Origin of the sequence: Oceanobacillus sp. FSL W7-1304, assembly GCF_037969805.1 — a bacterium.
GTDB classification, from domain to species: Bacteria; Bacillota; Bacilli; order Bacillales; family Amphibacillaceae; genus Oceanobacillus; species Oceanobacillus profundus.
In genome coordinates this window covers 971,832-993,376 of the sequence record NZ_CP150211.1, presented here as the reverse complement: position 1 = coordinate 993,376, position 21,545 = coordinate 971,832, and the positions used below count along the sequence as shown (strand labels likewise).

At 37.5% G+C, this 21,545-nt stretch carries 22 protein-coding genes, 1 pseudogene and 2 riboswitches; of the genes and pseudogenes, 15 read left to right on the top strand and 8 right to left on the bottom strand.

What is annotated here, in order from left to right; all coding sequences use genetic code 11:
- The first annotated feature begins 224 nt into the window (after positions 1-224).
- The 3 genes from NYE61_RS04990 to NYE61_RS04980 all read left to right on the top strand — a co-directional run bounded on the left by NYE61_RS04990 (position 225) and on the right by NYE61_RS04980 (position 2,496).
- Positions 225-1,004 carry a DeoR/GlpR family DNA-binding transcription regulator gene (locus tag NYE61_RS04990; RefSeq protein ID WP_303451285.1) on the top strand — a complete coding sequence of 260 codons (780 nt, stop codon included), beginning with the start codon at positions 225-227 and terminating at the stop codon, positions 1,002-1,004.
- A gap of 1 nt (position 1,005) precedes the next feature.
- On the top strand, positions 1,006-1,866 hold the full coding sequence (locus tag NYE61_RS04985) for a Cof-type HAD-IIB family hydrolase (protein WP_118890274.1): 861 nt from the start codon (positions 1,006-1,008) through the stop codon (positions 1,864-1,866).
- A gap of 270 nt (positions 1,867-2,136) precedes the next feature.
- Positions 2,137-2,496 (top strand): CHY zinc finger protein, encoded by a 360-nt coding sequence (locus NYE61_RS04980; protein WP_118890275.1) that lies wholly within the window; start codon positions 2,137-2,139, stop codon positions 2,494-2,496.
- Positions 2,497-2,604: 108 nt separating this feature from the next.
- Here the strand turns inward: NYE61_RS04980 and guaD are convergent, their stop codons facing one another.
- On the bottom strand, positions 2,605-3,975 hold the full coding sequence (guaD, locus tag NYE61_RS04975; RefSeq protein ID WP_118890276.1) for a guanine deaminase: 1,371 nt from the start codon (positions 3,973-3,975) through the stop codon (positions 2,605-2,607).
- 210 nt (positions 3,976-4,185) lie between these two features.
- Positions 4,186-4,287: riboswitch (purine riboswitch) on the top strand.
- A gap of 264 nt (positions 4,288-4,551) precedes the next feature.
- On the opposite strand from guaD, the gene NYE61_RS04970 reads away from it, so the two are divergent.
- Together NYE61_RS04970 and NYE61_RS04965 are read left to right on the top strand one after the other, a co-directional pair.
- On the top strand, positions 4,552-5,907 hold the full coding sequence (locus tag NYE61_RS04970; protein WP_303451309.1) for a solute carrier family 23 protein: 1,356 nt from the start codon (positions 4,552-4,554) through the stop codon (positions 5,905-5,907).
- Positions 5,908-6,036: 129 nt separating this feature from the next.
- A complete protein-coding gene (locus NYE61_RS04965; RefSeq protein WP_303451294.1) occupies positions 6,037-7,053 on the top strand; it encodes an aromatic ring-hydroxylating dioxygenase subunit alpha in 1,017 nt (338 codons plus the stop codon).
- 159 nt (positions 7,054-7,212) lie between these two features.
- On the opposite strand, the gene NYE61_RS04960 is transcribed toward NYE61_RS04965, so the two are convergent.
- From NYE61_RS04960 to NYE61_RS04950, 3 genes are all read right to left on the bottom strand, one after another.
- On the bottom strand, positions 7,213-8,418 hold the full coding sequence (locus NYE61_RS04960) for an aminotransferase (protein WP_095307506.1): 1,206 nt from the start codon (positions 8,416-8,418) through the stop codon (positions 7,213-7,215).
- A complete protein-coding gene (locus NYE61_RS04955) occupies positions 8,415-8,918 on the bottom strand; it encodes an Lrp/AsnC family transcriptional regulator (RefSeq protein ID WP_303451298.1) in 504 nt (167 codons plus the stop codon). Before NYE61_RS04955 ends, NYE61_RS04960 begins: the two co-directional genes overlap by 4 nt.
- A gap of 298 nt (positions 8,919-9,216) precedes the next feature.
- Complete coding sequence (locus tag NYE61_RS04950) at positions 9,217-9,483, bottom strand: DUF1292 domain-containing protein (protein WP_095307502.1); 267 nt, start codon at positions 9,481-9,483, stop codon at positions 9,217-9,219.
- A gap of 639 nt (positions 9,484-10,122) precedes the next feature.
- A riboswitch (SAM riboswitch) is annotated at positions 10,123-10,225 on the top strand.
- A 98-nt stretch (positions 10,226-10,323) separates the two neighbouring features.
- On the opposite strand from NYE61_RS04950, the gene NYE61_RS04945 reads away from it, so the two are divergent.
- The 9 genes and pseudogenes from NYE61_RS04945 (at position 10,324) to NYE61_RS04905 (ending at position 17,066) form a co-directional block, all read left to right on the top strand.
- Positions 10,324-10,488 (top strand): DUF2292 domain-containing protein, encoded by a 165-nt coding sequence (locus NYE61_RS04945; RefSeq protein WP_095307500.1) that lies wholly within the window; start codon positions 10,324-10,326, stop codon positions 10,486-10,488.
- A 100-nt stretch (positions 10,489-10,588) separates the two neighbouring features.
- On the top strand, positions 10,589-11,599 hold the full coding sequence (locus NYE61_RS04940) for an LLM class flavin-dependent oxidoreductase (RefSeq protein WP_095307499.1): 1,011 nt from the start codon (positions 10,589-10,591) through the stop codon (positions 11,597-11,599).
- On the top strand, positions 11,592-12,110 hold the full coding sequence (locus tag NYE61_RS04935; protein ID WP_251659964.1) for a GNAT family N-acetyltransferase: 519 nt from the start codon (positions 11,592-11,594) through the stop codon (positions 12,108-12,110). Before NYE61_RS04940 ends, NYE61_RS04935 begins: the two co-directional genes overlap by 8 nt.
- A gap of 33 nt (positions 12,111-12,143) precedes the next feature.
- Positions 12,144-12,266, top strand: coding sequence for a hypothetical protein (locus tag NYE61_RS04930; protein ID WP_285844896.1), 123 nt, complete (start codon positions 12,144-12,146; stop codon positions 12,264-12,266).
- On the top strand, positions 12,256-13,074 hold the full coding sequence (locus NYE61_RS04925) for a MetQ/NlpA family ABC transporter substrate-binding protein (protein WP_095307497.1): 819 nt from the start codon (positions 12,256-12,258) through the stop codon (positions 13,072-13,074). Before NYE61_RS04930 ends, NYE61_RS04925 begins: the two co-directional genes overlap by 11 nt.
- A 32-nt stretch (positions 13,075-13,106) precedes the next feature.
- Positions 13,107-14,184 (top strand): annotated as a pseudogene (locus tag NYE61_RS04920) (methionine ABC transporter ATP-binding protein).
- Entirely contained in the window at positions 14,126-14,776 is a 651-nt protein-coding gene (locus tag NYE61_RS04915) for a methionine ABC transporter permease (RefSeq protein ID WP_095307494.1), read from the top strand. Before NYE61_RS04920 ends, NYE61_RS04915 begins: the two are co-directional and overlap by 59 nt.
- A 32-nt stretch (positions 14,777-14,808) precedes the next feature.
- Complete coding sequence (locus NYE61_RS04910) at positions 14,809-15,657, top strand: MetQ/NlpA family ABC transporter substrate-binding protein (RefSeq protein WP_095307491.1); 849 nt, start codon at positions 14,809-14,811, stop codon at positions 15,655-15,657.
- A gap of 56 nt (positions 15,658-15,713) precedes the next feature.
- Positions 15,714-17,066, top strand: coding sequence for an LLM class flavin-dependent oxidoreductase (locus NYE61_RS04905; protein ID WP_095307490.1), 1,353 nt, complete (start codon positions 15,714-15,716; stop codon positions 17,064-17,066).
- A 265-nt stretch (positions 17,067-17,331) separates the two neighbouring features.
- On the opposite strand, the gene NYE61_RS04900 is transcribed toward NYE61_RS04905, so the two are convergent.
- The 4 genes from NYE61_RS04900 to NYE61_RS04885 are packed head-to-tail and all read right to left on the bottom strand — an operon-like array spanning position 17,332 to position 20,586.
- Entirely contained in the window at positions 17,332-17,637 is a 306-nt protein-coding gene (locus tag NYE61_RS04900; RefSeq protein WP_095307488.1) for a PTS sugar transporter subunit IIB, read from the bottom strand.
- Complete coding sequence (locus NYE61_RS04895; protein WP_118890280.1) at positions 17,634-17,975, bottom strand: PTS lactose/cellobiose transporter subunit IIA; 342 nt, start codon at positions 17,973-17,975, stop codon at positions 17,634-17,636. Before NYE61_RS04895 ends, NYE61_RS04900 begins: the two co-directional genes overlap by 4 nt.
- A 2-nt stretch (positions 17,976-17,977) precedes the next feature.
- Entirely contained in the window at positions 17,978-19,264 is a 1,287-nt protein-coding gene (locus tag NYE61_RS04890; protein ID WP_095307485.1) for a PTS sugar transporter subunit IIC, read from the bottom strand.
- The gene (locus NYE61_RS04885; protein ID WP_339316973.1) at positions 19,261-20,586 is read right to left on the bottom strand and encodes a 6-phospho-beta-glucosidase; all 1,326 of its coding nucleotides are present in this window, start codon (positions 20,584-20,586) and stop codon (positions 19,261-19,263) included. The genes NYE61_RS04890 and NYE61_RS04885 overlap by 4 nt, the downstream gene beginning before the upstream one ends.
- A 230-nt stretch (positions 20,587-20,816) precedes the next feature.
- Between NYE61_RS04885 and NYE61_RS04880 the strand changes: the two genes are divergently transcribed.
- Entirely contained in the window at positions 20,817-21,545 is a 729-nt protein-coding gene (locus NYE61_RS04880) for a GntR family transcriptional regulator (protein WP_095307482.1), read from the top strand.

Genomic DNA, 21,545 nt, shown 5'->3' with positions numbered 1-21,545 from the left:
TTTTGAATATGAACCTAATAAAACTATTACCAAAAAGTATTTTATTTTAACAGTGGTGAATATATCATTCCCTTTTTGCCAAAAAATGCTACCTATTTAGAAATGAATTTCAATTTCTTAAGGGAATTTGAATATATCACTTACAATTACTTATAAATACTTGTAAATCTGTGTAAAATATGTATAATTACTTATAAATACGTACTGAAGTTGGTGAAGAAGCATTGTACCAAGAAGAGAGATTGTTATCTATTTTAGACTTCCTTCAAAAAAATAAACGAATATCGGTTGAAGAAATATGTACGATGTTTCATGTTTCAAGAGATACAGCGCGAAGGGATCTTGTTAAGTTAGAAGTGGAAAATTCTATTATACGTACACGTGGCGGAGCAATCTTACCATCTATTCAGGAAGAAATTAAAAACTACTCAAAGCGTCTGGAGACTGTATCACAGGAAAAAAAGATAATCGGGAAGAAGGCAGCTTCTTTAATTTATCCGAATGACAATATTATTTTAGATACATCAACGACAGTTCAGGCCTGTGCAGAGCACATTCAAAATATGGATTGTACAATCATTACGAATTCAATTAACCTGGCAGAAGTATTGTCTAATAGATCCCATATCAATATTCAACTTCTGGGTGGCACACTGCATAAAGAGCATCGCTTTTTATACGGCTCTTCTGTAGTGGAGAAGCTCTCGGATTACTACGTGGATAAACTTTTTGTTGGTGTTATTGGTATATCAGAAACTGGATTGACCATTGCGCATGAAGAAGACGGTGTTGTAAAAAGAAAGATGGTTAAGCAAGCGAAACAGGTGATTGTCTTAGCAGATCATACCAAGCTCGGAACGAATCACTTTTTCAAATTTGCAAGCTTAGATGATGTAGATCTATTAATTACAGATAAAACACCACCAAAGGCCTTTATGGAAGTCTTGCGAAAAAACAATGTAGAATTACTAATAGCAGACGGTGAAACGAAAGGTGATAAATAAGATGACAAAATTAATTGCAATTGATTTAGATGGAACCCTGCTTAATGAAAAAAGTGAAATAAGTGAGAACAACAAACAAGCACTTCTAGCCGCACAAGCGCAAGGAATTGAGGTTGTTATTGCTACTGGGCGTGCTCATTTTGATGTGCAAACGATCTTTAAAAATACTAATATGAAGACATGGATTATCGGAGCAAACGGAGCAACAATTCATCGTCCAAACGGAGAATTATTTCACCATCTACCGATGAAGCATGAAGATGCACTGGAGAGCTTAAATTGGCTTGAACAAGAGGGATTTTATTATGAAATCTTTAGCAATGAAGCTATCCTAACACCACAAAATGGTCGGGAACGATTAACGATTGAAATGGATCGTGTGCTGAGCGGCAACCCAAATATAAGTGTGGAAGAACTAAAACAGGCAATCAATAAGCAGTTCAGTCAAACGGGATTTTCTTATATTGATTCTCATAAAGAAGTGAGTGAAATGGGCATTGATATTTATAACATCCTTGCATTTTCATTTGATGAGGCAAAACTAAATAAGGGCTGGGAACAATTTAAAGACCACAATGACTTAACGATTGTATCGTCAGCAAATCATAATTTTGAGTTGGAGCACAAAAATGCATCTAAGGGAAATGCCTTAGCAATCCTTGCGAATAAATTAGGTATTCATATAGCGGATACTGCAGCTGTTGGAGATAGTTTTAATGATTTATCAATGTTAACAACAGCAGGCAGAAGTGCTGCTATGGGAAATGCTCCTGATGCAATTAAAGAAGCGGCTGGGGAAGTTACGCTTTCCAATCATGAAAATGGAGTTGCTCATTTTATTAATTCACTTCGTAAACAATAAAGCTAGGCGGATTATTTAAGTATAGAAACACCATGCCTTCAAAGTATCTGACTTCGTGTGTCATGATACGAGTGATTTTGTTTTAACATTCATAGCCACTGGCTATTCCTAATATTTCATTGGGTTTGCTTGAAACCCGATTCGTGGCCCGCTTTCTGGCGTAACGCAAATGCGGCGTAACAGAAGGGGGCTATTTGCATTTCACTTTATAGTCTGCCAGCCCATTCCGCTTTCTAAATGTGATAAAATAGCAAAAAAGGGGGGCGGCAAATGAAGATTTCTGAGTTTGATATTCAAGGAGCAATTGATCAAGCAACACGCTGTCAGCATTATCATACCGGCAAAGACATCATCGCTATTCGTTTTTATTGCTGTAATCGTTATTTTCCTTGTCATTTATGTCACGAAGCGTATGGTTGTGGGAAGGGAGAGGTTTGGCCACGTGAAAAGTTCAATGAAAAAGCTATCCTCTGTGGAAGCTGCAAGGAAGAGCTGACAATTAACCAATATATAAACAGTGACAACACGTGTCCAAACTGTCAAGCATCATTCAACAGCGGCTGTTCGCTTCACTATCATTTGTATTTCGAACATTTTCATCCGTCTTGTCCATTTGGGGATGATGGTTAGAAAAAAAGAGTCTATGCAACGGTACCGCCCCCCGAAAGTTAGAGTAGAAAACTAACTTTCGGGGGGCAGTACCCAACCCGAATGGTTTAAATAGGCTCTTTTTTATGATTAGTTTGCTCGTGAATGAACGCGTTCACCTTGCACCCAAACTTCACGAATATTCTCCGGTCGAGTGAGGTACATAATTTTCTGGAAAATATCATATAAATCTTCATTTGCATTAAAAATTGGTAATTTTGCAGTGGATAGTTTCGTGTCGATAATTTGTACATCCCATGCATAGTTTTCCTCGAGTCTGCCAATTGGTAAACTCAAACTTTCGCCCCCACCAGCAGTGGCAAAATAAAATGCTTCATTAATCGTAATCCGTGAATTTGGTACGCCGCGTTTTGCAGCTGGAAGTGCAGTATTCACACCATCCTCTAGCATCCTTGATGAAACAACAGCTTGTCTTGCATTATCAAAAATGCTCGGTGTCGACCCAGCAGAAATATCGGTACCTAGTCCAATATCCACTCCTTTTTTGTGAAAGCGTGCGATTGGAATGACACTATTGGCAAAGTATGCATTGGATATTGGACAGTGACCAATCGCTGTACCCGTTTTAGCAAATAATTCGGCATCGTTATCATCTAAGAAATTGCAATGTGCCATCACCGATTTATCACGTAAAAGACCAAAATCATTTAAGGCAAACGCATCGTTCTTTTGGAAGCGATCTTGTACATAATTATGCTCCCAGTCACCTTCGCTACAATGTGATTGGATATGGGTATCATATTTTGCTGCTAATTCGCCTAAGCCTTTTAATGCTTCATCGGTACAGCTTGGAATAAACCGGGGCGTTACAACAGGGTAAACCCCTTGTTTTGTTGACTTAGCTAAGTCCTTTACAGCTAAAATAAATTCCTCCGTATCGGCAAGCGCGGTTTGCGTGTCCTGATCTCGATAGTAGTCTGGATTTTGTTCGGGATCGTCCATGACAACTTTTCCAACTAGACCACGTTGGCCTTTCTCAGAACAAATTTTGGCGAGTAACAAACTAGCTTCCTTATGGACGGTTGCAAAATAAAGGGCAGTCGTCGTACCATTTGCAAGAAATGTGCTGACTAAATCTTCATAGACTTTTTTCGCATAATCCAAGTCGGAAAACTTCGACTCAACCGGAAAGGTATACGTATTTAACCAATCGTAAAGTGGGAGGTCTAATGCTGTTCCAGATTGCGCCCATTGAGGTGCATGGACATGTAAATCAACAAAACCAGGTAGTAAATACTGTCCATCTGCTAAACGATGAAAGTTCTCTGCTTCACTATAGGCATCGAGTAGTTTTTCATATTCTGAATCTGATGGTGCAACAATTTTTTCAATTATCCCATCCTCATTAATACAGAAAAGATAGTCTACTAGCTGTTCCACTTCTTTCGCTGATTTACTTGTAAAAGCAGTTCCGTGAAATATTTGCATATATTGTTTCATGTTATCACCTTAATGTTCGTATTTTAGTATTATGATTGTCATTATAAGACATAAAAATAACTTCGTCTATGGAAATCCAAGATATCTTTTTAGCCAGTAATAATCTTCATTATTCAACAATTAGTGTATTTGTCTAAATTATTGGAAGGTTGTTTTTTATTTTTCAGGTATTGTTTTTGCCCAAATGGGTGCTATACTATAAACATTCTAAAAAATATGTATTGTTATTTTCATATAATCGTAGGGATATGGCCTACAAGTATCTACCGGTTTACCGTAAATAAACTGACTATGAGAAGCAATCGTGAATAGACATCCATTGGAACTTACCTATTTTAGGTTTGGTTCAGTGTGTTACTCGTAACTAGCGACCATGAAATATGGTTTGTTTGAAGTCTTGTCTTTTCACGGTATTTCGATATCTAAAGCTCGAAGTACATTGCTTTCTCCAAAGAGGGGCATGTATTTCGAGCTTTTTTTATTCTATGTTTCCATTATATGAGAAGCACTACAGTAAATTTTAAAAAAAATCTAGTAACGTACTAGACGAAGGGAGATAAGAGCTTGGAGAATGCTGTGAGAGAATTAGAGACAAAGACAGTAAAGAATGAGAATGAGCAAGGTAGAAAAAAAGAGGATATTTCAGTAGGAAAGTCTATTTTTGTAGGGTTACAGCATGTATTAGCAATGGATTTATTTATTCCGCCGATTATTTTAGCTGGGCTATTATCCTTTTCGGTTGCTGATAGTGCATTGTTAATTCAGATGACATTTATTGCTTGTGGAATTGCAACAATTATTCAGGCTGGATTCGCGATGAAGCTGCCTGTTATGCAAGGACCATCATTTGTGCCACTCAGTGCACTTGCAGCAATTGGAACAACGTCTGGAATGGGAGCGATGATTGGTAGTTTAATACCAGGTGCTTTGTTAATCGCACTATTAGGTTATCCATTGAAAATTTTCAGTAAGGTCGTACGGAAATTCATACCACCGATTGTTGCAGGTACAGTCATCGTCGTTGTTGGTTTTTCCTTAATGCCAACAGCAATCAATTCGATCTATAGCGCGGAAGGTAGCTTTAATACAAACATTTTTATCGCGTTTGTTACAGTAGCAGTACTGATTAGCTCTATGTACATTGGTGAAAAAGCCAAAACGAAATGGAAACATATTAAAGTTGCATCTGTTATTTTAGCTTTGGGTATAGGTACAATTGTTGCATCTTTCTTTGGAATGGTGGATTTTTCTTCGGTACGTGACGCTGCATGGTTTGCGATGCCAAGTATATTTGCTCTTGGGACCCCAACCTTTGAATTGGATGCGATTTTGATTATGCTTGCTATCTACTTCATTATTATGATTGAAACAACTGGAACGTGGTTCACAGTAGGTAATGTTACGGAAGAAAAGCTGGATGATAAACGATTAAACGGCGGAGCTTTTGGTGAAGGGCTAGGCTGCTTTGCTGGATCTTTCTTCGGTGGCACACCAGTTACAGGCTATTCCACGAATGCAGGAATTATTGCCATCACTGGTGTGAAAAGTAGGAAACCGATAATTGCAGGTGGTGTCTTTCTTCTCATGTTTGGAATGATGCCAAAGCTTATGACCGTAATTGCTAGTATCCCGCCAGTAGTCATCAGCAGTGTGTTTGCAATTATTTGTGTTGTAATCATGATGAATGGTTTTAAAGTGGTAAAGCAAGCGCCATTTACAGAACGGAATATGCTTGTGATCGGTATTCCAATTATGCTCGCACTATTTGCGGTGCTTATGCCGGCAGATATTTTATATGGCCTTCCAAGTATCGTAACTTATTTTGTTTCATCTGGAATTGCTATTGGAGCAATTGCAGCATTAATACTTAATTTAGTACTTCCGGAGAAGAAAGAAGATACTGGATTAGCACCAAAACTAAACGTTAATTAGATATAGAAGATTTTTCAAAAAAGAGCAACTTGCACTCCAAATTACAAGGACTTCTAATAAAGCAAAATAACGCTTTTAAGAATTCCTGACGAATGCTAAGTTCTCTAAATAAAAGGGGAGTTTATCGTTATGCAACAAGATAGATTATGGAACCAGTGGCACCCGGTTTATAAAGCGGATGAATTAAAAGAAGATCCACAGCAGGTATTTGTTTTGGGTGAGCGTGTCGTGATTTTTCGTAATGAGAAGGGCGTACATGCATTTAAAGATTTATGTATCCACCGCGGAGCGGCACTTTCGCTTGGAAAGGTAAAGAATGGAAACCTTGTTTGCGCCTACCATGCTTGGGAATACAATGATACTGGCGAATGTGTGAAAATACCGGCATTGCCATGTGAAAGACCTATTCCGAAGAAAGCGAGAGCAACGGTTTACCATGCGCAGGAATCTTTCGGTTTGATTTGGGTTAATTTGGGTGATGACCCAGATCCAATGATTGCTTATCCGGAATATGATAAAGCGGGATATCGTACTGCTATTTGCGGTCCATATGATGTAAAAGCAAATGCACCAAGAATTATCGAAAATTTCCTGGATGTGTCGCATCTTATGTTTGTGCATGAAGGTATGCTTGGAGATGAAGACCATGCTGAGATTGTTGATTACGATGTGAATTTTATCGATAATCGTTTTATTACAAGTAAGATACCTGTGTATCAACCGAATCCAGATGGACGTTCAAAAGGCGGCTACGCAGATTACGTTTATGAAATTCTTAATCCAACGACAGCACGATTTACAAAAACAACGGAGGGTTCAGACGAAGCATTGACGATACTCGCAACTGTAAACCAAGAAGATAACGAACAAACGAAGGTGTTTATGCTATTAACGAGAAATTATGATCTTGAACAGTCTGATGATTCGTTTATTGAATTCCAGGATACGATTTTCTATCAAGATTTAGATATTGTGGAGAGTCAAAAACCAGAACTGCTTCCTTTAGACTTGCAAATAGAAATGCACCTTAAATCAGACGCGTTGACCATTGCATATCGCAGATGGTTGGATGAACTAGGAGTGGAAACTGGAACATTAGCGATTGATGAATCGAAACGAAGTAAACGGAAGAAAGTATTGAACTAGAGACTATAGCCTCGAAAAAATAAAATGTCTTGCAGAAATGACAATCTGTAAGGCGTTTTTTATTGTATATGGAGTTCTATGTAGATCTTATTGTAAATTAAATGAAACAAATAAAGCAATGTGCTACTACGATGACCAAGTAGGCACATTGCTTTATTCTTATCGTACTTTCTCTAAAACCTTTTCTTCTTTTAATTCTAATGATTGAATAAATCGTCCAATTCGTTTCATTGCAGTCTCGAGCTGTTCAATGGAAGCTGCATAGGAACATCGAATATAGCCTTCTCCAGATGCTCCGAAGGCATTCCCTGGTACAACGGCAACCTTTTCTTCTTGCAGAAGACGAGCGGCAAATTCTTCGGATGTGAGTCCTGTTTTCTGAATAGAAGGGAAAACATAGAATGCCCCGCCTGGTGTATGACAATCCAATCCTATCGTGCGCAGCGATTGGACCATGAAATTTCTTCGTCTCCAGTAATTTTGCCTCATTTTTTCAACTTGATCTGCACTATTACGTAAGGCCTCGAGTGCTCCAAGCTGAAGCATCGTTGGTGCACACATTGTCGTGAATTGGTAAATTTTCACCATTACTTGTATAAATTCACGGGGTGCAGCGAGAAAACCTAAACGCCAGCCAGTCATTGCAAATCCCTTTGAAAATCCATTAACGACGATTGTACGATCATACATGCCAGGAATTGCAGCAAAGCTAGTGAATTCCTCATCATATGACAACTCTGCATAAATCTCATCGGTAACGACAAGCAGGTCATGTTTTTCCACAACCTGGGCAATTTCTGTTAGCTCTGCTCTATTTAAACAGGAGCCTGTTGGGTTACTAGGGGAGCATAATAAAATTGCTTTTGTTCGATCTGTTATGGCTGCCTCCAGCTGCTCTGGCGTTACTTTAAAGTCGTTGTCTGCATATGTTGCAATGCGGACTGGAATCCCACCAGCCAATGTTACAAGCGCTGTATAAGAAACAAAGGCAGGCTCGATAATAAGTACCTCATCTCCTGGATTCAAAATCGCTCGGAATGCTAAATCCAAGGACTGACTTGCGCCTACGGTGACGATGACCTGGTCCTCTGGTTGATAGCTAAGTTTAAAATTTCTTTTCAAATAATTAGATATTTCTTGACGTAATTCTAATAACCCGGCATTTGCTGTATACGATGTGTGACCGTCTTTTAGTGCTTCAATTGTTGCCTCGCGAATATTCCACGGTGTAACAAAGTCTGGTTCTCCAACACCAAGTGAAATGACATCCTCCATACTTGCTGCTAAGTCAAAGAATTTTCGTATTCCAGATGGTTCTAATCCTTTTGCTGTAGTTGATAAGTAGTTTTGAAAGTCTATACTCATGGGGTAATCACCATTCTCCGATCTTTATCATCATTTCCTTCAATAATTACGCCATCATGCTTATATTTCTTTAGCATAAAGTGGCTTGTAGTGGATACGACATTATCAATTGTAGCTAATTTATTGGATACAAAAGCTGCAATTTCATTCATTGTTTTACCTTCGACGGTTACAGATAAATCATAGGTACCTGACATAAGGTACAGTGATTGAACCTCTGGGTAGCGGTAAATCTGTTCAGCTACCTCATTAAAGCCAACACCACGTTCTGGTGTTACTTTAACATCAATCATTGCTACAATTGTTTCTTTTCCCTCTATTTTATTCCAATCAATAAGTGTTGGGTAGCTAACAATAATTTTTTCATCTTCTAGTTTTCGGATGGTCATTTGTGCTTGTTCTTCACTTATTCCAAGCTGCAATGCAATGGATTCTGTTGATACATTATGGTTTTCTTCAAGTATCGATAAAATATTTAATTCCTCTTTTGTTAGTTTCATTCCAATCCGCCTTCCATTGCTGTTAATTTGTAACATTAATTAAACGAAGCAATGATGAAATTATATCATTTTTAAACTGTAATCAAAACTAAAATTTAAGGTTTTTTGATTCTATATAGAAAAACGCGTACTTCCAAATCCCTCTATCAGTTTAGAATTATTCGTACTATAATTATTCTAATCTGTAGGTTATAAAATGATGTCAGTAATATGGAAACGACTGTTTAATAGGATATAGAGTTCTAAGCCTTGAAAAAAAGCGATAATCCCTCTATATAAGAGATTATCGCTCCTTTTGTTAATCTTCTTCTAGGATTTGATCAAATGCCTCGGATACTTTATCGAACTCTTCATCACTTTCAATTGCAGATAATTCACCATCATCATCGATTTTGAGAAAGAAGATATCAATGTCCTCATCACTATCCTCTTGCAAATCTTCTAAAAAGCTGACTGCGACGTAATCTATATTTTCCAATGTAACCTTGGCAAGTACTTCTACTTCCTGATCAACATCTGTTTCATCACTAATTGTAAAAACTTCACCAACTTCAATTTTATCCATACATTACCCTCCGTTTCCTCATCTAGAATGAATTTGTAATAGCTTTCTTAAGTTTTACTTCATGTATGGAAATAATGCAAATTTAAGCAACGATCTTCTCGAAAGGTAGTAAAGAACGGATGGATGAATCATATATGATCGGAAAGTAATGTTAGAAATCTCCGCTTTCGCTATACAAGGTGAGGGTGAGATATAGAGAGTTGACTTTGTTACATGGTAGTGATGCGGTATTAAATGAAACCCCGCCTGCGAGTGATTGAAAATCTTTATGCAATTTGTTTTCACGGTGGACGAGTGAGTTTATCAATCCTTCATGGCAAAAATACAGCTTGCTTGGCCAGCAGCTAGATTTTCTCCTACCATGGAGATAAGGTGCGGAGAATGTTACCGAATAAGTTGGCTTTTTTAATGGGTCTGTTCAATGGAATCCTGTCTCAATGGTCTATTAAATTAATATACAAGCATTCACATCGGAATTTATGGTGAATTTGTTATTTGCTCTTGACAGGCGATTCCATGAGTGCTAATATTTAAAATATTAGAATTGGATTGACTTTATCGAAGGATGTAGGTGAGTCCTTTGAGTTTAATACGTACAACACATTGCAACTATTCTTCTTAAAAACTAAATCATTTATTTTCTTATCCAGAGAGGTGGAGGGACTGGCCCTTTGAAACCTCGGCAACAGACTATTCAGTACTGTGCCAATTCCAGCAAGCCTATGTGCTTGGCAGATAAGAAGAGCCATGTTTATACATGACAAAACCTCTTCTTATTTGCGTAGAAGAGGTTTTTTAATTTTTCTATTGTATAATCATTCCGTTAAAGGGGGAGATCCTGTGGCAAGTGTGGATGACAAGAAAATTACAGACATCATATCTGAATTAAAAAAACTTAAATTTGGATCTTTAATCATAACCGTTCATGATGATGAAGTTACACAAATTGAAACGACCGAGAAAAAACGTTACCAAGCACAAGAAAAAAAACAACGAACTAAATAAGGAATGCCGATTAGACAACTAAAGGCAGCCTTCTATTCCGACCGGAATGGAAAGCTGCCTTTTGCAATTAAATAGGTGTAAAAAAATTGGAGGAAAATGAATGACATATAAACTAGGAATTCTTGATCAAAGTCCAGTTTTCAAAGGAAAGACAGCTGCTGATGCACTTCAACACACCATTCAATTGGCGATAAAAGCGGAAGAATGGGGTTACGCTCGCTTCTGGGTGTCTGAGCATCACCATATGGAACAGGTAGCTGGTTCATCACCCGAAGTATTAATGTCACACTTGTTAGCACGAACAAATTCAATAAAAATAGGATCGGGGGGAGTTATGTTACAACATTATAGTCCGTATAAGGTTGCAGAGAATTTTCATGTCTTAGCGACGCTTGCCCCTGGAAGGGTAGATCTGGGTATTGGGAAAGCACCTGGTGGATTTCCATTATCAACGAGAGCATTACAAAATGGAAAAAGAAATGATGGAAAAGATTTTAATGAGCGTTTAAATTTTTTGAAAAGATTAGTAGACGATTCCGTTGAGCATGATCACCCACTGTCAGGCATCCAAGCTTTACCAAGGCCAGATAAGAAACCTGAAATTTATTTGCTCGGCGGAAGTGCAAATAGTGCTAAGATCGCCGCGGATTTAAGGATTAATTTTGTTTTTGCAAAATTTTTAAATAGCGATGAAAAGAAGCTTAAAGAAGCTGCTCAAACTTTTAAACGGAATTTTAATGAAGGGGAATTTATTGTAGCTTTGGCCGCACTTGCAGCACCAACCCAAGAAGAAGCAGAAAAGTTAGTAGAAGATCATAAATTATTCACACTTCACCTTCATGATGGGCGGACATTAACCGTCCAATCGAAAGAGCAAGTACAGGCATTTAAAAAACAAGCAGGAGGACCATTTGAAATAGAAGAAAAAGCAGCGGATATAATTGCTGGAACGCAAGAATATGTAAGCGAAGAATTAACAAGGCTTCATCATGCATACCAGGTAGATGAATTTATTTTGCATACGCCAATTCGAAAAAAAACAGAGCGTTTTCGTTCTTTCCAATTAATGCGTCCACTTGAAAAGGTATGTATAGGGGGTAGCAATGCGTAAATTAATGAGCAATCCAATCATTGTCAATGAATTGGTTAGAGAGGATATTGAAATAGTTCGTCGCGTTTTGATCGATAGCTATCAACAGTACGAGGCTTATTTCACCCCACAAGGGTGGAAGGACTATTCAGAACGGATTGTCTCATCTATTGATAATCCAAATGTAGATAAAATTCTTGTAGCTAAAATTAATCAGGATATCCTAGGCAGCTTGCAGCTATTTCGTTCTGCGGAAAAAGCATATGAAAAACCAGAACTTCAAATTCAAGCACCTATCATTAGATTACTCGGAGTTCACCCTAGTGCAAGAGGTCGTGGTGTTGCCCAAGCGCTATTAAAAGCCGTCATCAATGATGCTCAAGCTCTTGGAGAGTCCAACGTATATTTGCATACGACCGACTTCATGGCAAGTGCTATACAAATTTATGAAAAGCTGGGATTCGAACGGGATGAGTCAAAGGATTTTTCCAGAAGAAATATTCTATCGAAATGTTACAGGTTAGATATTTAGAGGAGTACATTAGCATGTCTCGATCAGAGTTGAATGAACGCTAAATTTAATAATGGAGTTAATCAAGATGAGAAAGCAAGCTTAAACAAGGTTCCTGCAGTGAAACAGGTTGAAAAATACAATTTGAAAAATAGGAGTGCAGAAAATGAAAATTAGAAGGGTTTTTCTTTTAACGATTATAACGGTGGGATTGTTTGTGACAGCAGGTTGCGGAAATGAAACGGGGACAGCTTCCGAAAATGAGCAAGTGACATTGAAAGTTGGTGCTGCTTCTGTACCACATGCGGAAATTTTGGAGTTTATTGCACCAGATTTGGAAGCGGATGGTGTGAAACTAGAAATAGTGAATACAACAGACGGTATTCAAACAAATCAACAGACAGCAGATGGGGATTTAGATGCAAACTTCTTTCAGCATACGCCGTATTTAGACCAAGTCAACAAGGACAGTGGATTAGATTTAGTAGTGGTGGAAGGGATTCACATTGAACCATTTGGGGTGTATTCGAAAAAGATCAATTCAATCGACGACTTATCTGATGGAGCACAAATAGCAATTCCGAATAATCCTTCCAATTTCTCAAGAACACTCATACTCTTTGAAGAAAATGGAATTATTGAACTGGATGATGAAAAATCAGGTGATTATTTACTGGAAGACATTACTGAGAATAATAAAAACTTAGAATTCGTTCCGGTTGACCCACCACTCTTAGTTCATTCACTTGATGATGTAGATGCTTCTGCAATTAATACAAACTATGCGTTAGAAGCTAATCTTAAACCGCTAGAAGATTCATTAATTATTGAAGGCGTTGATTCACCATATGTCAATGTTTTAGTGTCTCGTACTGACAACAAGGATACGGAATTGATCCAAAAGCTTGCTGAAGCATTAACAACGGAAAAGGTTAGGGAGTTTATACTGGAAGAATACGAAGGTGCAGTCGTTCCTGCATTTTGATGAAATGTACTACGTGAATAGGAGGGTGTATATTGATAGAATTTAACCAGGTTTCAAAAGTATTTGATAGTGGAGGAAAGAAAGTTGAGGCATTAAGTGATGTTCAATTGACTGTTGAAAAAGGTGATATATTTGGAGTTATCGGCTTCAGTGGAGCTGGGAAAAGTACGCTGATTCGCACCGTTAATTTGTTAGAATATCCCACATCGGGCGAGGTTATTGTCGAAGGAAGAAATCTGGCAAAACTGTCTGAAAATGAAATACGACAAGCTAAGAAAGATATTGGTATGATATTCCAACATTTTAATCTTCTAAACTCCAAAACGGTTTTCGATAATGTGGCTATGCCATTATTTCTAAGTGGATATAATAAGAAAGCAGTAAAAGAGCAAGTATATGAAATCCTTCGTTTTGTTGGATTAGAGGAGAAGGCGAACAATTATCCCGATCAGTTATCTGGTGGCCAAAAGCAACGTGTTGGAATTGCTCGAGCACTAGTAACGAATCCTTCCATATTATTATGCGATGAAGCTACATCGGCACTAGATCCGGAAACGACAACATCCATCTTAAATTTATTAAAACGGATAAACGAGGAATACAAGATTACGATATTAATAATCACCCATGAAATGGAAGTCATAAAACAAATTTGTAATCGGGTTGCGGTAATGGAAGATGGCCATGTAATTGAAACGGGAAATGTGTTTGATATTTTTGCTCAACCAAAAACTGATACGACACGAAACTTTGTCAGATCAGTTGTTCAAGGAAGTACCGGAAAGTGTGTATCGACTATTAAAAGATAATAATGATGACAGTCGTATCTTCAAAATTGAATTTTTTGGAACGGACTCCGGGCAACCAATCGTTTCGAAAACAGCGAAAATATATAATGTGGAAATTAACGTTCTGTTTGGAAATATTACGGAGTTGCAAGGTATTCCTTTCGGTAATTTAATTGTTGAGTTAATTGGTGATGACTATGAAATTAAACGGGGAATAGCATTTATCATTAGTCAAAATATTGAAGTAAAGGAGGTTTTGGAAGATGGAAGTAAGTACAGAGTTGATCGTGAATGCTTTGTGGGAAACGCTTTACATGGTTAGTGTTTCACTCTTTTTTGGAGGGATTATCGGAATTTTCTTAGGGATTTTATTAGTTGTAACTAGAAAAGGACATATCCTGGAAAATCGTTTTATTTTTTCAATCGTGAATCCAATTGTTAATATCTTTAGGTCGATTCCATTTATTATTCTTCTCGTAGCAATTATTCCTTTAACTAGACTAATTGTAGGGACATCTATCGGAACGACGGCAGCAATTGTTCCACTTGTGCTTCATATTGGGCCCTATTTTTCAAGGCTAGTAGAAAATTCGTTATTAGAAGTGGACGAAGGAATTATTGAGGCAGCAAAATCGATGGGAGCGACACCACTTCAAATAATCTATCGTTTTTTAATGCCGGAAGCCTTTTCTTCATTAATTTTAAGTATAACGACAGCAACTATTGGATTAATAGGAGCGACAGCAATGGCAGGTGCGATTGGTGGCGGAGGTTTAGGCGATGTTGCAATAACATATGGTTATCAGCGTTTTAGTACGATTACGATTCTAGTAACTGTTATTATCTTAGTGATTCTCGTTCAAGGAATTCAAGGGTTAGGAAATAAACTAGAACGAAAGGCAAGAAGAGTGTAAGGAATCGAATAAATCAGTGAGGGGTGTAAATAATGAAAAAATGGATGTTTCCTATATTTCTAGTTTTAGGTGTGTTATTAGTTGCATGTTCAAATGATACAAGTGCAGAAGGTGAACAATCAAAAGTAAAGGTTGGTATTCGAAATTCTGAACTTAGAACTTGGGAATATTTAAAGGAACAAGCAGATAAAGAAGGGCTGGAAATTGAAATTGTCAATTTCTCATCTGCATATGATCCAAACCAAGCCCTGATTGAAGAGGATATTGATATAAATGCATTTCAACATGTAGCATATCTAGATTCATTTAATGACAATACGAATTCGGATATTGTTCCAATTGGAACAACAATTATTGCTCCACTTGGGTTGTATTCTAGTAAGTATGATGCTGTGAGTGATATCCCGGATGAAGCACAAATTGCTGTTCCAAATGATGCACCTAACTGGGGAAGGGCATTGCTACTATTACAAGAAGCGGGACTGTTAACGGTTGTGGATGACTTTGATGGAAATGGTGGAAAAGATAAAATTAAGGAAAATCCAAAAAACATTGAAATTGTCCCAGTGGACGGTGCAAATGCACCTCGCGTAATGGAAGATACAGCTGGTTCGGTCATAAATAACGGAGTCTCATTAGAGGCAGGCCTAACATTAAAAGATGCGCTTATTCATGAAAGTCAAACTGCAAAACCGTATATAAATGTTATTGCAGCTAGGGAACAAGATAAAGAGAATGAAACGTTTCAAAAGATAGTTGAAATCTATCAATCAGAACAGACAGCTGAGTTTATTGAGGAAACGTATAAAGGAAACTATCTTCCAACAAGTATTACTTTAGAGGAATTAAGTACGTATAAAGAAGCCTATTCGAGCAATTAAGAACGGGTACTGATTTTACCCAAGAAGTATTAGAAAATGGTTAGGGAGAGAAAAAAGTGATAAAAAGACAACTAAAATTAGCGGCATATTTAATTGGAACGGGTATGCATGTTTCCTCATGGCGGCATCCAGCATCAAATCCAAATGCGAGTATTGATGTGAAAGCCTTGCAAAAACTAGCACAAATTGCTGAAAAGGGAAAATTTGATCTTGCGTTTGTTGCGGATAGTTTAGCGATCAACCATGAATCACATCCACAAATCGTCAACCGATTTGACCCGATTGTACTCATAACAGCCTTGGCTGCGGCAACGGAGAAAATAGGTATTGCGGCCACAGCCTCTACAACATACAGCGAACCATATACACTTGCGCGTCAGTTCGCTTCTGTAGATCATATAAGTGAAGGTCGTGCTGCATGGAATGTTGTGACGACTGCCGATGCGACTGGACAAACGGCATTAAACTTTAGCCGAGAAAAGCATTGGGAACATGATCACCGATATGAACGAGCTGAGGAGTTCGTTGATGTTGTGCAAGGATTATGGGATTCTTGGGAGGACGACGCTTTTTTATATAACAAAGAAACAGGGAAGTTCTTTGATTCTGATAAAGTACATGAGCTTCATTATAAAGGGAAATTTTTCTCTGTAAAAGGCCCATTAAACATTGCGAGGTCGAATCAAGGTCAGCCAGTAGTTATTCAAGCAGGGGCGTCTATTCCAGGGCAACGACTTGCAGCCCGTACTGCGGAAGTTGTTTTCACCCATTGGGATAGTATCGAAGAATCGAAAGAATTTTATCAAACATTAAAATCACAATTAACGGATTATGGCAGGAGTGAAGAGGAACTTCATATACTCCATGGAATTTCGCCAATTGTAGGTGAAACGGAAGAAATCGCACATGAAAGATATAATGAGTTACAAAAACTGATTGATCCATATGAAAGTTTGAAATTTGTTTCCGGATATATGGGAAATGTGGACTTCTCAAAATACTCCCTAGATACGCTAGCGAAAGAAGTGGAATTTCCAAAAGTAAATAGTATCCAAAGTCAATTCAATGAAATGAAAAAGATTATTGACAAAGAGAACCTAAAGGTTGGAGATCTCTATACAAGATTTTTCGGCGCAGCTAGAAGAGACGGATTTATTGGTACACCAACTCAAGTAGCAAACGAGATGGAAAAGTGGTTTAAGGAAAAGGCGACAGATGGTTTTATGATTCAATTTCCTCTGTTACCAAGGGATTTGGAAGATTTTGTTGAATTGGTAGTTCCACTATTGCAGGAAAGAGATTTATTTCGACTGGATTACGAAGGTGATACGTTACGCGATCATCTTGGTCTAAAGGTACCGGAAAATCGGTTTGTAAAGGGAAGAATGAAAAACACTATAAATTTATGACTAAATTAAAACAGCCTTGAATCTAGATTCCATTAGTTCAAGGCTGTTTTGGTATCAAAAGTCAGTGTGTGTAACAACTAAGGGAGAAGTCATAGTTACTTCTATGGCTTTTCCTTTAAAATCTTCCAATTGTTTTGAGTGCACTGGTTTCCAATTCTTGTTGTCTACATCCATCGCAATTTTAATTTCCTCGATAGTTGATTATCTTACAGAATGCTTGAATAAGGTTGAAGGTAAAAGTAGTTCATAAACAAGCTGCTTTTAATTACTTATTATTTAAATGGATTGCCTGATCCAACACCTTATCTCCCTGAATCATACCATATGCTAATTGGTCGATGATATCTACTTTAATTCCTCTAGGCTCTACTTGTTCTCTAATTTTTTTCTCGAGATAGCGTACTTGTGGTCCAATTAATACGACATCGAGATTTTCTAAGTTATTTTTAAGCTGAGATTCTGCTACTGCTTCTATATTTACCTCTAGATTTCTTTCATCAGCAGATGCTTTCATTTTCTTTACGAGCATGGATGTTGACATACCTGCTGAACAAACAAGGATAATTTTCATTGGTTAGCCTCCTCAATTGCTTCCATTTTTTTATACATATCAATCATCTCCAAGGCAAGATCTTTCACCGTCATTGCTGTCATCAGGTGATCTTGTGCATGAATGAGAATGACCGTTATATTATTTTTCTCACCATTTGCCTCTTTTTGTAGTAAGTCGGTTTGGATATGATGAGCTTCGTTGAATTCTTCTTCTGCTTGTTCGATTTTTTTATTTGCTTCTAAAAACTTATATTCCTTTGCAAGTGCAATTGCTTCCATCGCATGTGAACGAGCATTTCCAGCATGCAAAATGATATTAAATGAAAGCATTTGCATTTCTTCTGTTGTTGTGGACATGATTAGCCCTCCATTCGTTGTTTTAATGCTCTAACGCCTGCCATTATAAATGGAATATACATTAATACAGCAAGTGTCAAATTAAATAATTGTAGTGCAATGCCACGCCAGCTTCCACCTGTTACAAGATAACCACTCAATATTGGTGGAGTGGTCCACGGTAGAATAGCTACCGTTTTTGGTACAATACCTGTCGCGAGTGCGATATAAGAAGTTACGGTTAATGTAACAGGTACTAAAATAAACGGAATTAACATGACAGGGTTTAACACAATCGGTAATCCAAAAATAACTGGTTCATTGATATTGAATAATCCTGCTGGTGCAGAAAGCTTTGCAACTTCTCGATACGGATGATTTTTTTCATGCCGAATGACGATAAAGATAGCAATCAGTAATGCAATAGTTGCTCCAGATCCTCCCATAAATACGAACGAATCTAAGAAGGGCTTCGTAACAATATAAGGTACTTCAAATGCGGACATTCCACCCTGGAACAGTTCTAAGTTTGTTTGGATTAGTGGTAAATATACAGGCTCAATAACAGAGCCGATAATATTTGTGCCGTGTAATCCAAAGAACCATAGTAAATGATTAAGGAATGAAACAACTATTGCTGCCGGTAATGTGTTACCAAGCCCTTGAAGCGGTTCTTGAATGACATTAAAGATTAATTCAAATATACTTATTTCTGCAAAAACATTCATCATAGCTTGGAAGAATCCTACGATGATTAATATAATTGTAGCTGGAATAAGTGCTGTGAATGATCTTGCGACACCATCTGGAACACCTTCTGGCATTTTTATTGTGAATTTGGATTTAACGAGAAATCGGAATATCTCCGTAAGCACGAGTGCGATAATGATAGCTACAAATAATCCCTGGGCACCTAACCAAGCAAAGCTCAAGCCCCAATCAGGTGTTTCTGGCACAAGCATAATGTAGGCTGCAGCTGAAATTAAACCTGCAGATAGTCCATCAACTTCATAGGACTTAGCTAAATTATAAGCGATAGAAAACGCAATTAATAGACCTAGTACAGCAAATGTGCCATTCCAAATACTTCCCCCAACTGCTTGCCAATTGCCTTCACCAAATATTCCATTCATCCACTCTACAAAGTTAAGCTCGCCAAGCGGCGGAAAGTTATTAATCAATATTGCAAGTGAGCCAACGATAATTAATGGCATGATGGCAACAAAACCATCACGAATCGCCACAAGGTGACGCTGTGCACCGATGCGTCCGGCAATTTCAATAAATTTTTGCATAAACTTATTGTTCATTCTAATTCCCCCCTTGAATTGAATTGTGGTAAATAAGCTTTATGTGCTTCTAATAGCTCATCAAGTAAAACTTTACTACGCTTTTCATCGCCAATTAATGGATTCATTAATAAAGCTGTATAAGCATCATTGTAATCCCCTGAGATACTAGCCCGAATGACAAGTTCTTCAAATGCCTTCATTTGATAGACTAATCCTTTTATTGTTGCTGGTAATGGTCCAATAGAAATTGGTCTAGGACCATGATTTGTAATGATACAATTGGCTTCAATTACTGCATCATTTGGAAGATCTGGGATTGCACCATTATTAAATGTGTTGACTGTTTGAACATCTTCCTTATTGTTATAGATAGAATCCATCAAACTACATGCTACATCACTATAAAATGCACCTCCTCGTTTTTCCAGCTCTTTCGGTTTGTCACGCAATTCCGGGTTACGATATAGTTCAAACAACGATTCTTCTAATTGTTGTACTACCTCTGCACGAGTGCCGTTTTCTTTATAGGCTTGCAGATCTTTCTCAAGAACGTCTTTGGTTTGGAAGTAATACTGATGATACGGGTTAGGCAGCAGTCTAGTTGATTCGATAAAGGTCTTGGACCACCCAAGATTTACAATGTTAGCTGGTGAATAATCAAAATGATCCCCAACTAGTTTCTCCAGAACATCTTCTGTGCGATCCATCCCATTGACGAATACTTTTTGACCAAACACGAAATGGTTCATACCAATAAATTGAATTTTTACATCGTCTGGTGATACCCCTAAAATTTCTGCGGTTGAATGACGCATGTTAAACGGAATGTTGCATACACCAATCACCTTCTGATGTGCTGAATGCTTCAACAGTGCCTCGGTTACAATTCCAGCCGGGTTGGTGAAATTGATCATCCATGCATCTGGGCAAATTGTATGAATATCTTCAGCAAGTTCCATTAATACCGGAATGGTACGAAAAGCTTTAAAAATTCCACCAGCACCGTTCGTTTCTTGTCCGATAAATCCATGACTCAAAGGGATTCTCTCATCTTTAGAACGAGCTTCTAAACCACCAACACGAATTTGAGTTGAAACAAAATCAGCATTTTTTAGTGCTTCTTTTCGATCTAATGTCCATGATAGTTTAATAGATTTTGCCGATTTCTCGATCATTCGTAATGATAGATTCCCAATAATTTCTAATTTTTTTTGCCCTGTTTTAATATCAACAAGAACGATTTCTGTTACAGGAAATGAATCGTGACGACGAATAATACCTTCAATAATTTCTGGTGTATAACTAGATCCTCCACCGATAATTACTAATTTTAGTGTCATTTTGTTTGAACTCCTTATGATGTATTTGGAAACGCTTTAAAATTAGTCGCTTTTAGTAGGCGCATTAACTTCTTTGTGATAAGTTATATGCTTAACTGTAATAAAAATGTATCATACAATTATTATGATGTCCATACATATTTTTATAATTGTAATTACATTTATAAGTATTGTCATTATATCTTATATCTTGTACACTTTATATATACAATGTTTGAAGGAGTACAGACATGGAAAAAAACCAATCACTGCATGCCTATATAAAAGAAGAATTATTGAATCGTATTAAGTCAAATGAATATAAAAAGGGAGAAAAAATACCTCCGGAATTGGAACTCTGTAAGGACTTTAATGTTAGTAGAACCACTGTGAGAACAGCTCTAAATCAGCTTACTCTTGAAGGCTATTTAGTACGGCAGCAGGGGAAGGGCACTTTTGTCGCTGAACAAAAAGTGAAGCAGACACTGTCCCAGACTGTGAAGCGATATAGTGATCAGATTGCTGTTCAGGGTAAAAAAGCAGAGATAACTTTAATAGATATTCATGTTATTCCGGCAAATGAAATTATGCAGCAATCCCTTGATGTATCTATAAATGATCCAATTCAGCGAATTGAACGGGTTCGCAAGGCAAATGGGGAACCAACACAATATGAAATAGCTTATATTCCGTGGGATATTGCCCCGGGGATAATGAAAGAACATGCAGAAACATCTTTGTATGCGTCATTAAAAGAAGAATTCCATGTTCACATCGCCAAAACAACTGAACAAATTGAGATAACACTTGCAGATGAACGTTCTTGTTCGCATTTAGGCTGTGAAGTAGGAACACCATGTTTTTATATCGAAACAATTGCCGAAGACGATAAGGGCAAAAAAGTAGAATTTTCACGTTCATTCTTCCGTGGTGATAAAACTAATTTCATGATTGAGCGGAATTACCCAACGGGAGAATAA

Coding starts and splice junctions, on each gene's coding strand:
- NYE61_RS04985 (WP_118890274.1), top strand. CDS start 1,006: ATGACAAAATTAATTGCAATTGATTTAGATGGAACCCTGCTTAATGAA.
- NYE61_RS04980 (WP_118890275.1), top strand. CDS start 2,137: ATGAAGATTTCTGAGTTTGATATTCAAGGAGCAATTGATCAAGCAACA.
- guaD (WP_118890276.1), bottom strand. CDS start 3,975: ATGAAACAATATATGCAAATATTTCACGGAACTGCTTTTACAAGTAAA.
- NYE61_RS04965 (WP_303451294.1), top strand. CDS start 6,037: ATGCAACAAGATAGATTATGGAACCAGTGGCACCCGGTTTATAAAGCG.
- NYE61_RS04960 (WP_095307506.1), bottom strand. CDS start 8,418: ATGAGTATAGACTTTCAAAACTACTTATCAACTACAGCAAAAGGATTA.
- NYE61_RS04955 (WP_303451298.1), bottom strand. CDS start 8,918: ATGAAACTAACAAAAGAGGAATTAAATATTTTATCGATACTTGAAGAA.
- NYE61_RS04950 (WP_095307502.1), bottom strand. CDS start 9,483: ATGGATAAAATTGAAGTTGGTGAAGTTTTTACAATTAGTGATGAAACA.
- NYE61_RS04940 (WP_095307499.1), top strand. CDS start 10,589: ATGACATATAAACTAGGAATTCTTGATCAAAGTCCAGTTTTCAAAGGA.
- NYE61_RS04935 (WP_251659964.1), top strand. CDS start 11,592: ATGCGTAAATTAATGAGCAATCCAATCATTGTCAATGAATTGGTTAGA.
- NYE61_RS04930 (WP_285844896.1), top strand. CDS start 12,144: ATGAACGCTAAATTTAATAATGGAGTTAATCAAGATGAGAAAGCAAGC.
- NYE61_RS04925 (WP_095307497.1), top strand. CDS start 12,256: ATGAAAATTAGAAGGGTTTTTCTTTTAACGATTATAACGGTGGGATTG.
- NYE61_RS04915 (WP_095307494.1), top strand. CDS start 14,126: ATGGAAGTAAGTACAGAGTTGATCGTGAATGCTTTGTGGGAAACGCTT.
- NYE61_RS04910 (WP_095307491.1), top strand. CDS start 14,809: ATGAAAAAATGGATGTTTCCTATATTTCTAGTTTTAGGTGTGTTATTA.
- NYE61_RS04900 (WP_095307488.1), bottom strand. CDS start 17,637: ATGAAAATTATCCTTGTTTGTTCAGCAGGTATGTCAACATCCATGCTC.
- NYE61_RS04895 (WP_118890280.1), bottom strand. CDS start 17,975: ATGTCCACAACAACAGAAGAAATGCAAATGCTTTCATTTAATATCATT.
- NYE61_RS04890 (WP_095307485.1), bottom strand. CDS start 19,264: ATGAACAATAAGTTTATGCAAAAATTTATTGAAATTGCCGGACGCATC.
- NYE61_RS04885 (WP_339316973.1), bottom strand. CDS start 20,586: ATGACACTAAAATTAGTAATTATCGGTGGAGGATCTAGTTATACACCA.
- NYE61_RS04880 (WP_095307482.1), top strand. CDS start 20,817: ATGGAAAAAAACCAATCACTGCATGCCTATATAAAAGAAGAATTATTG.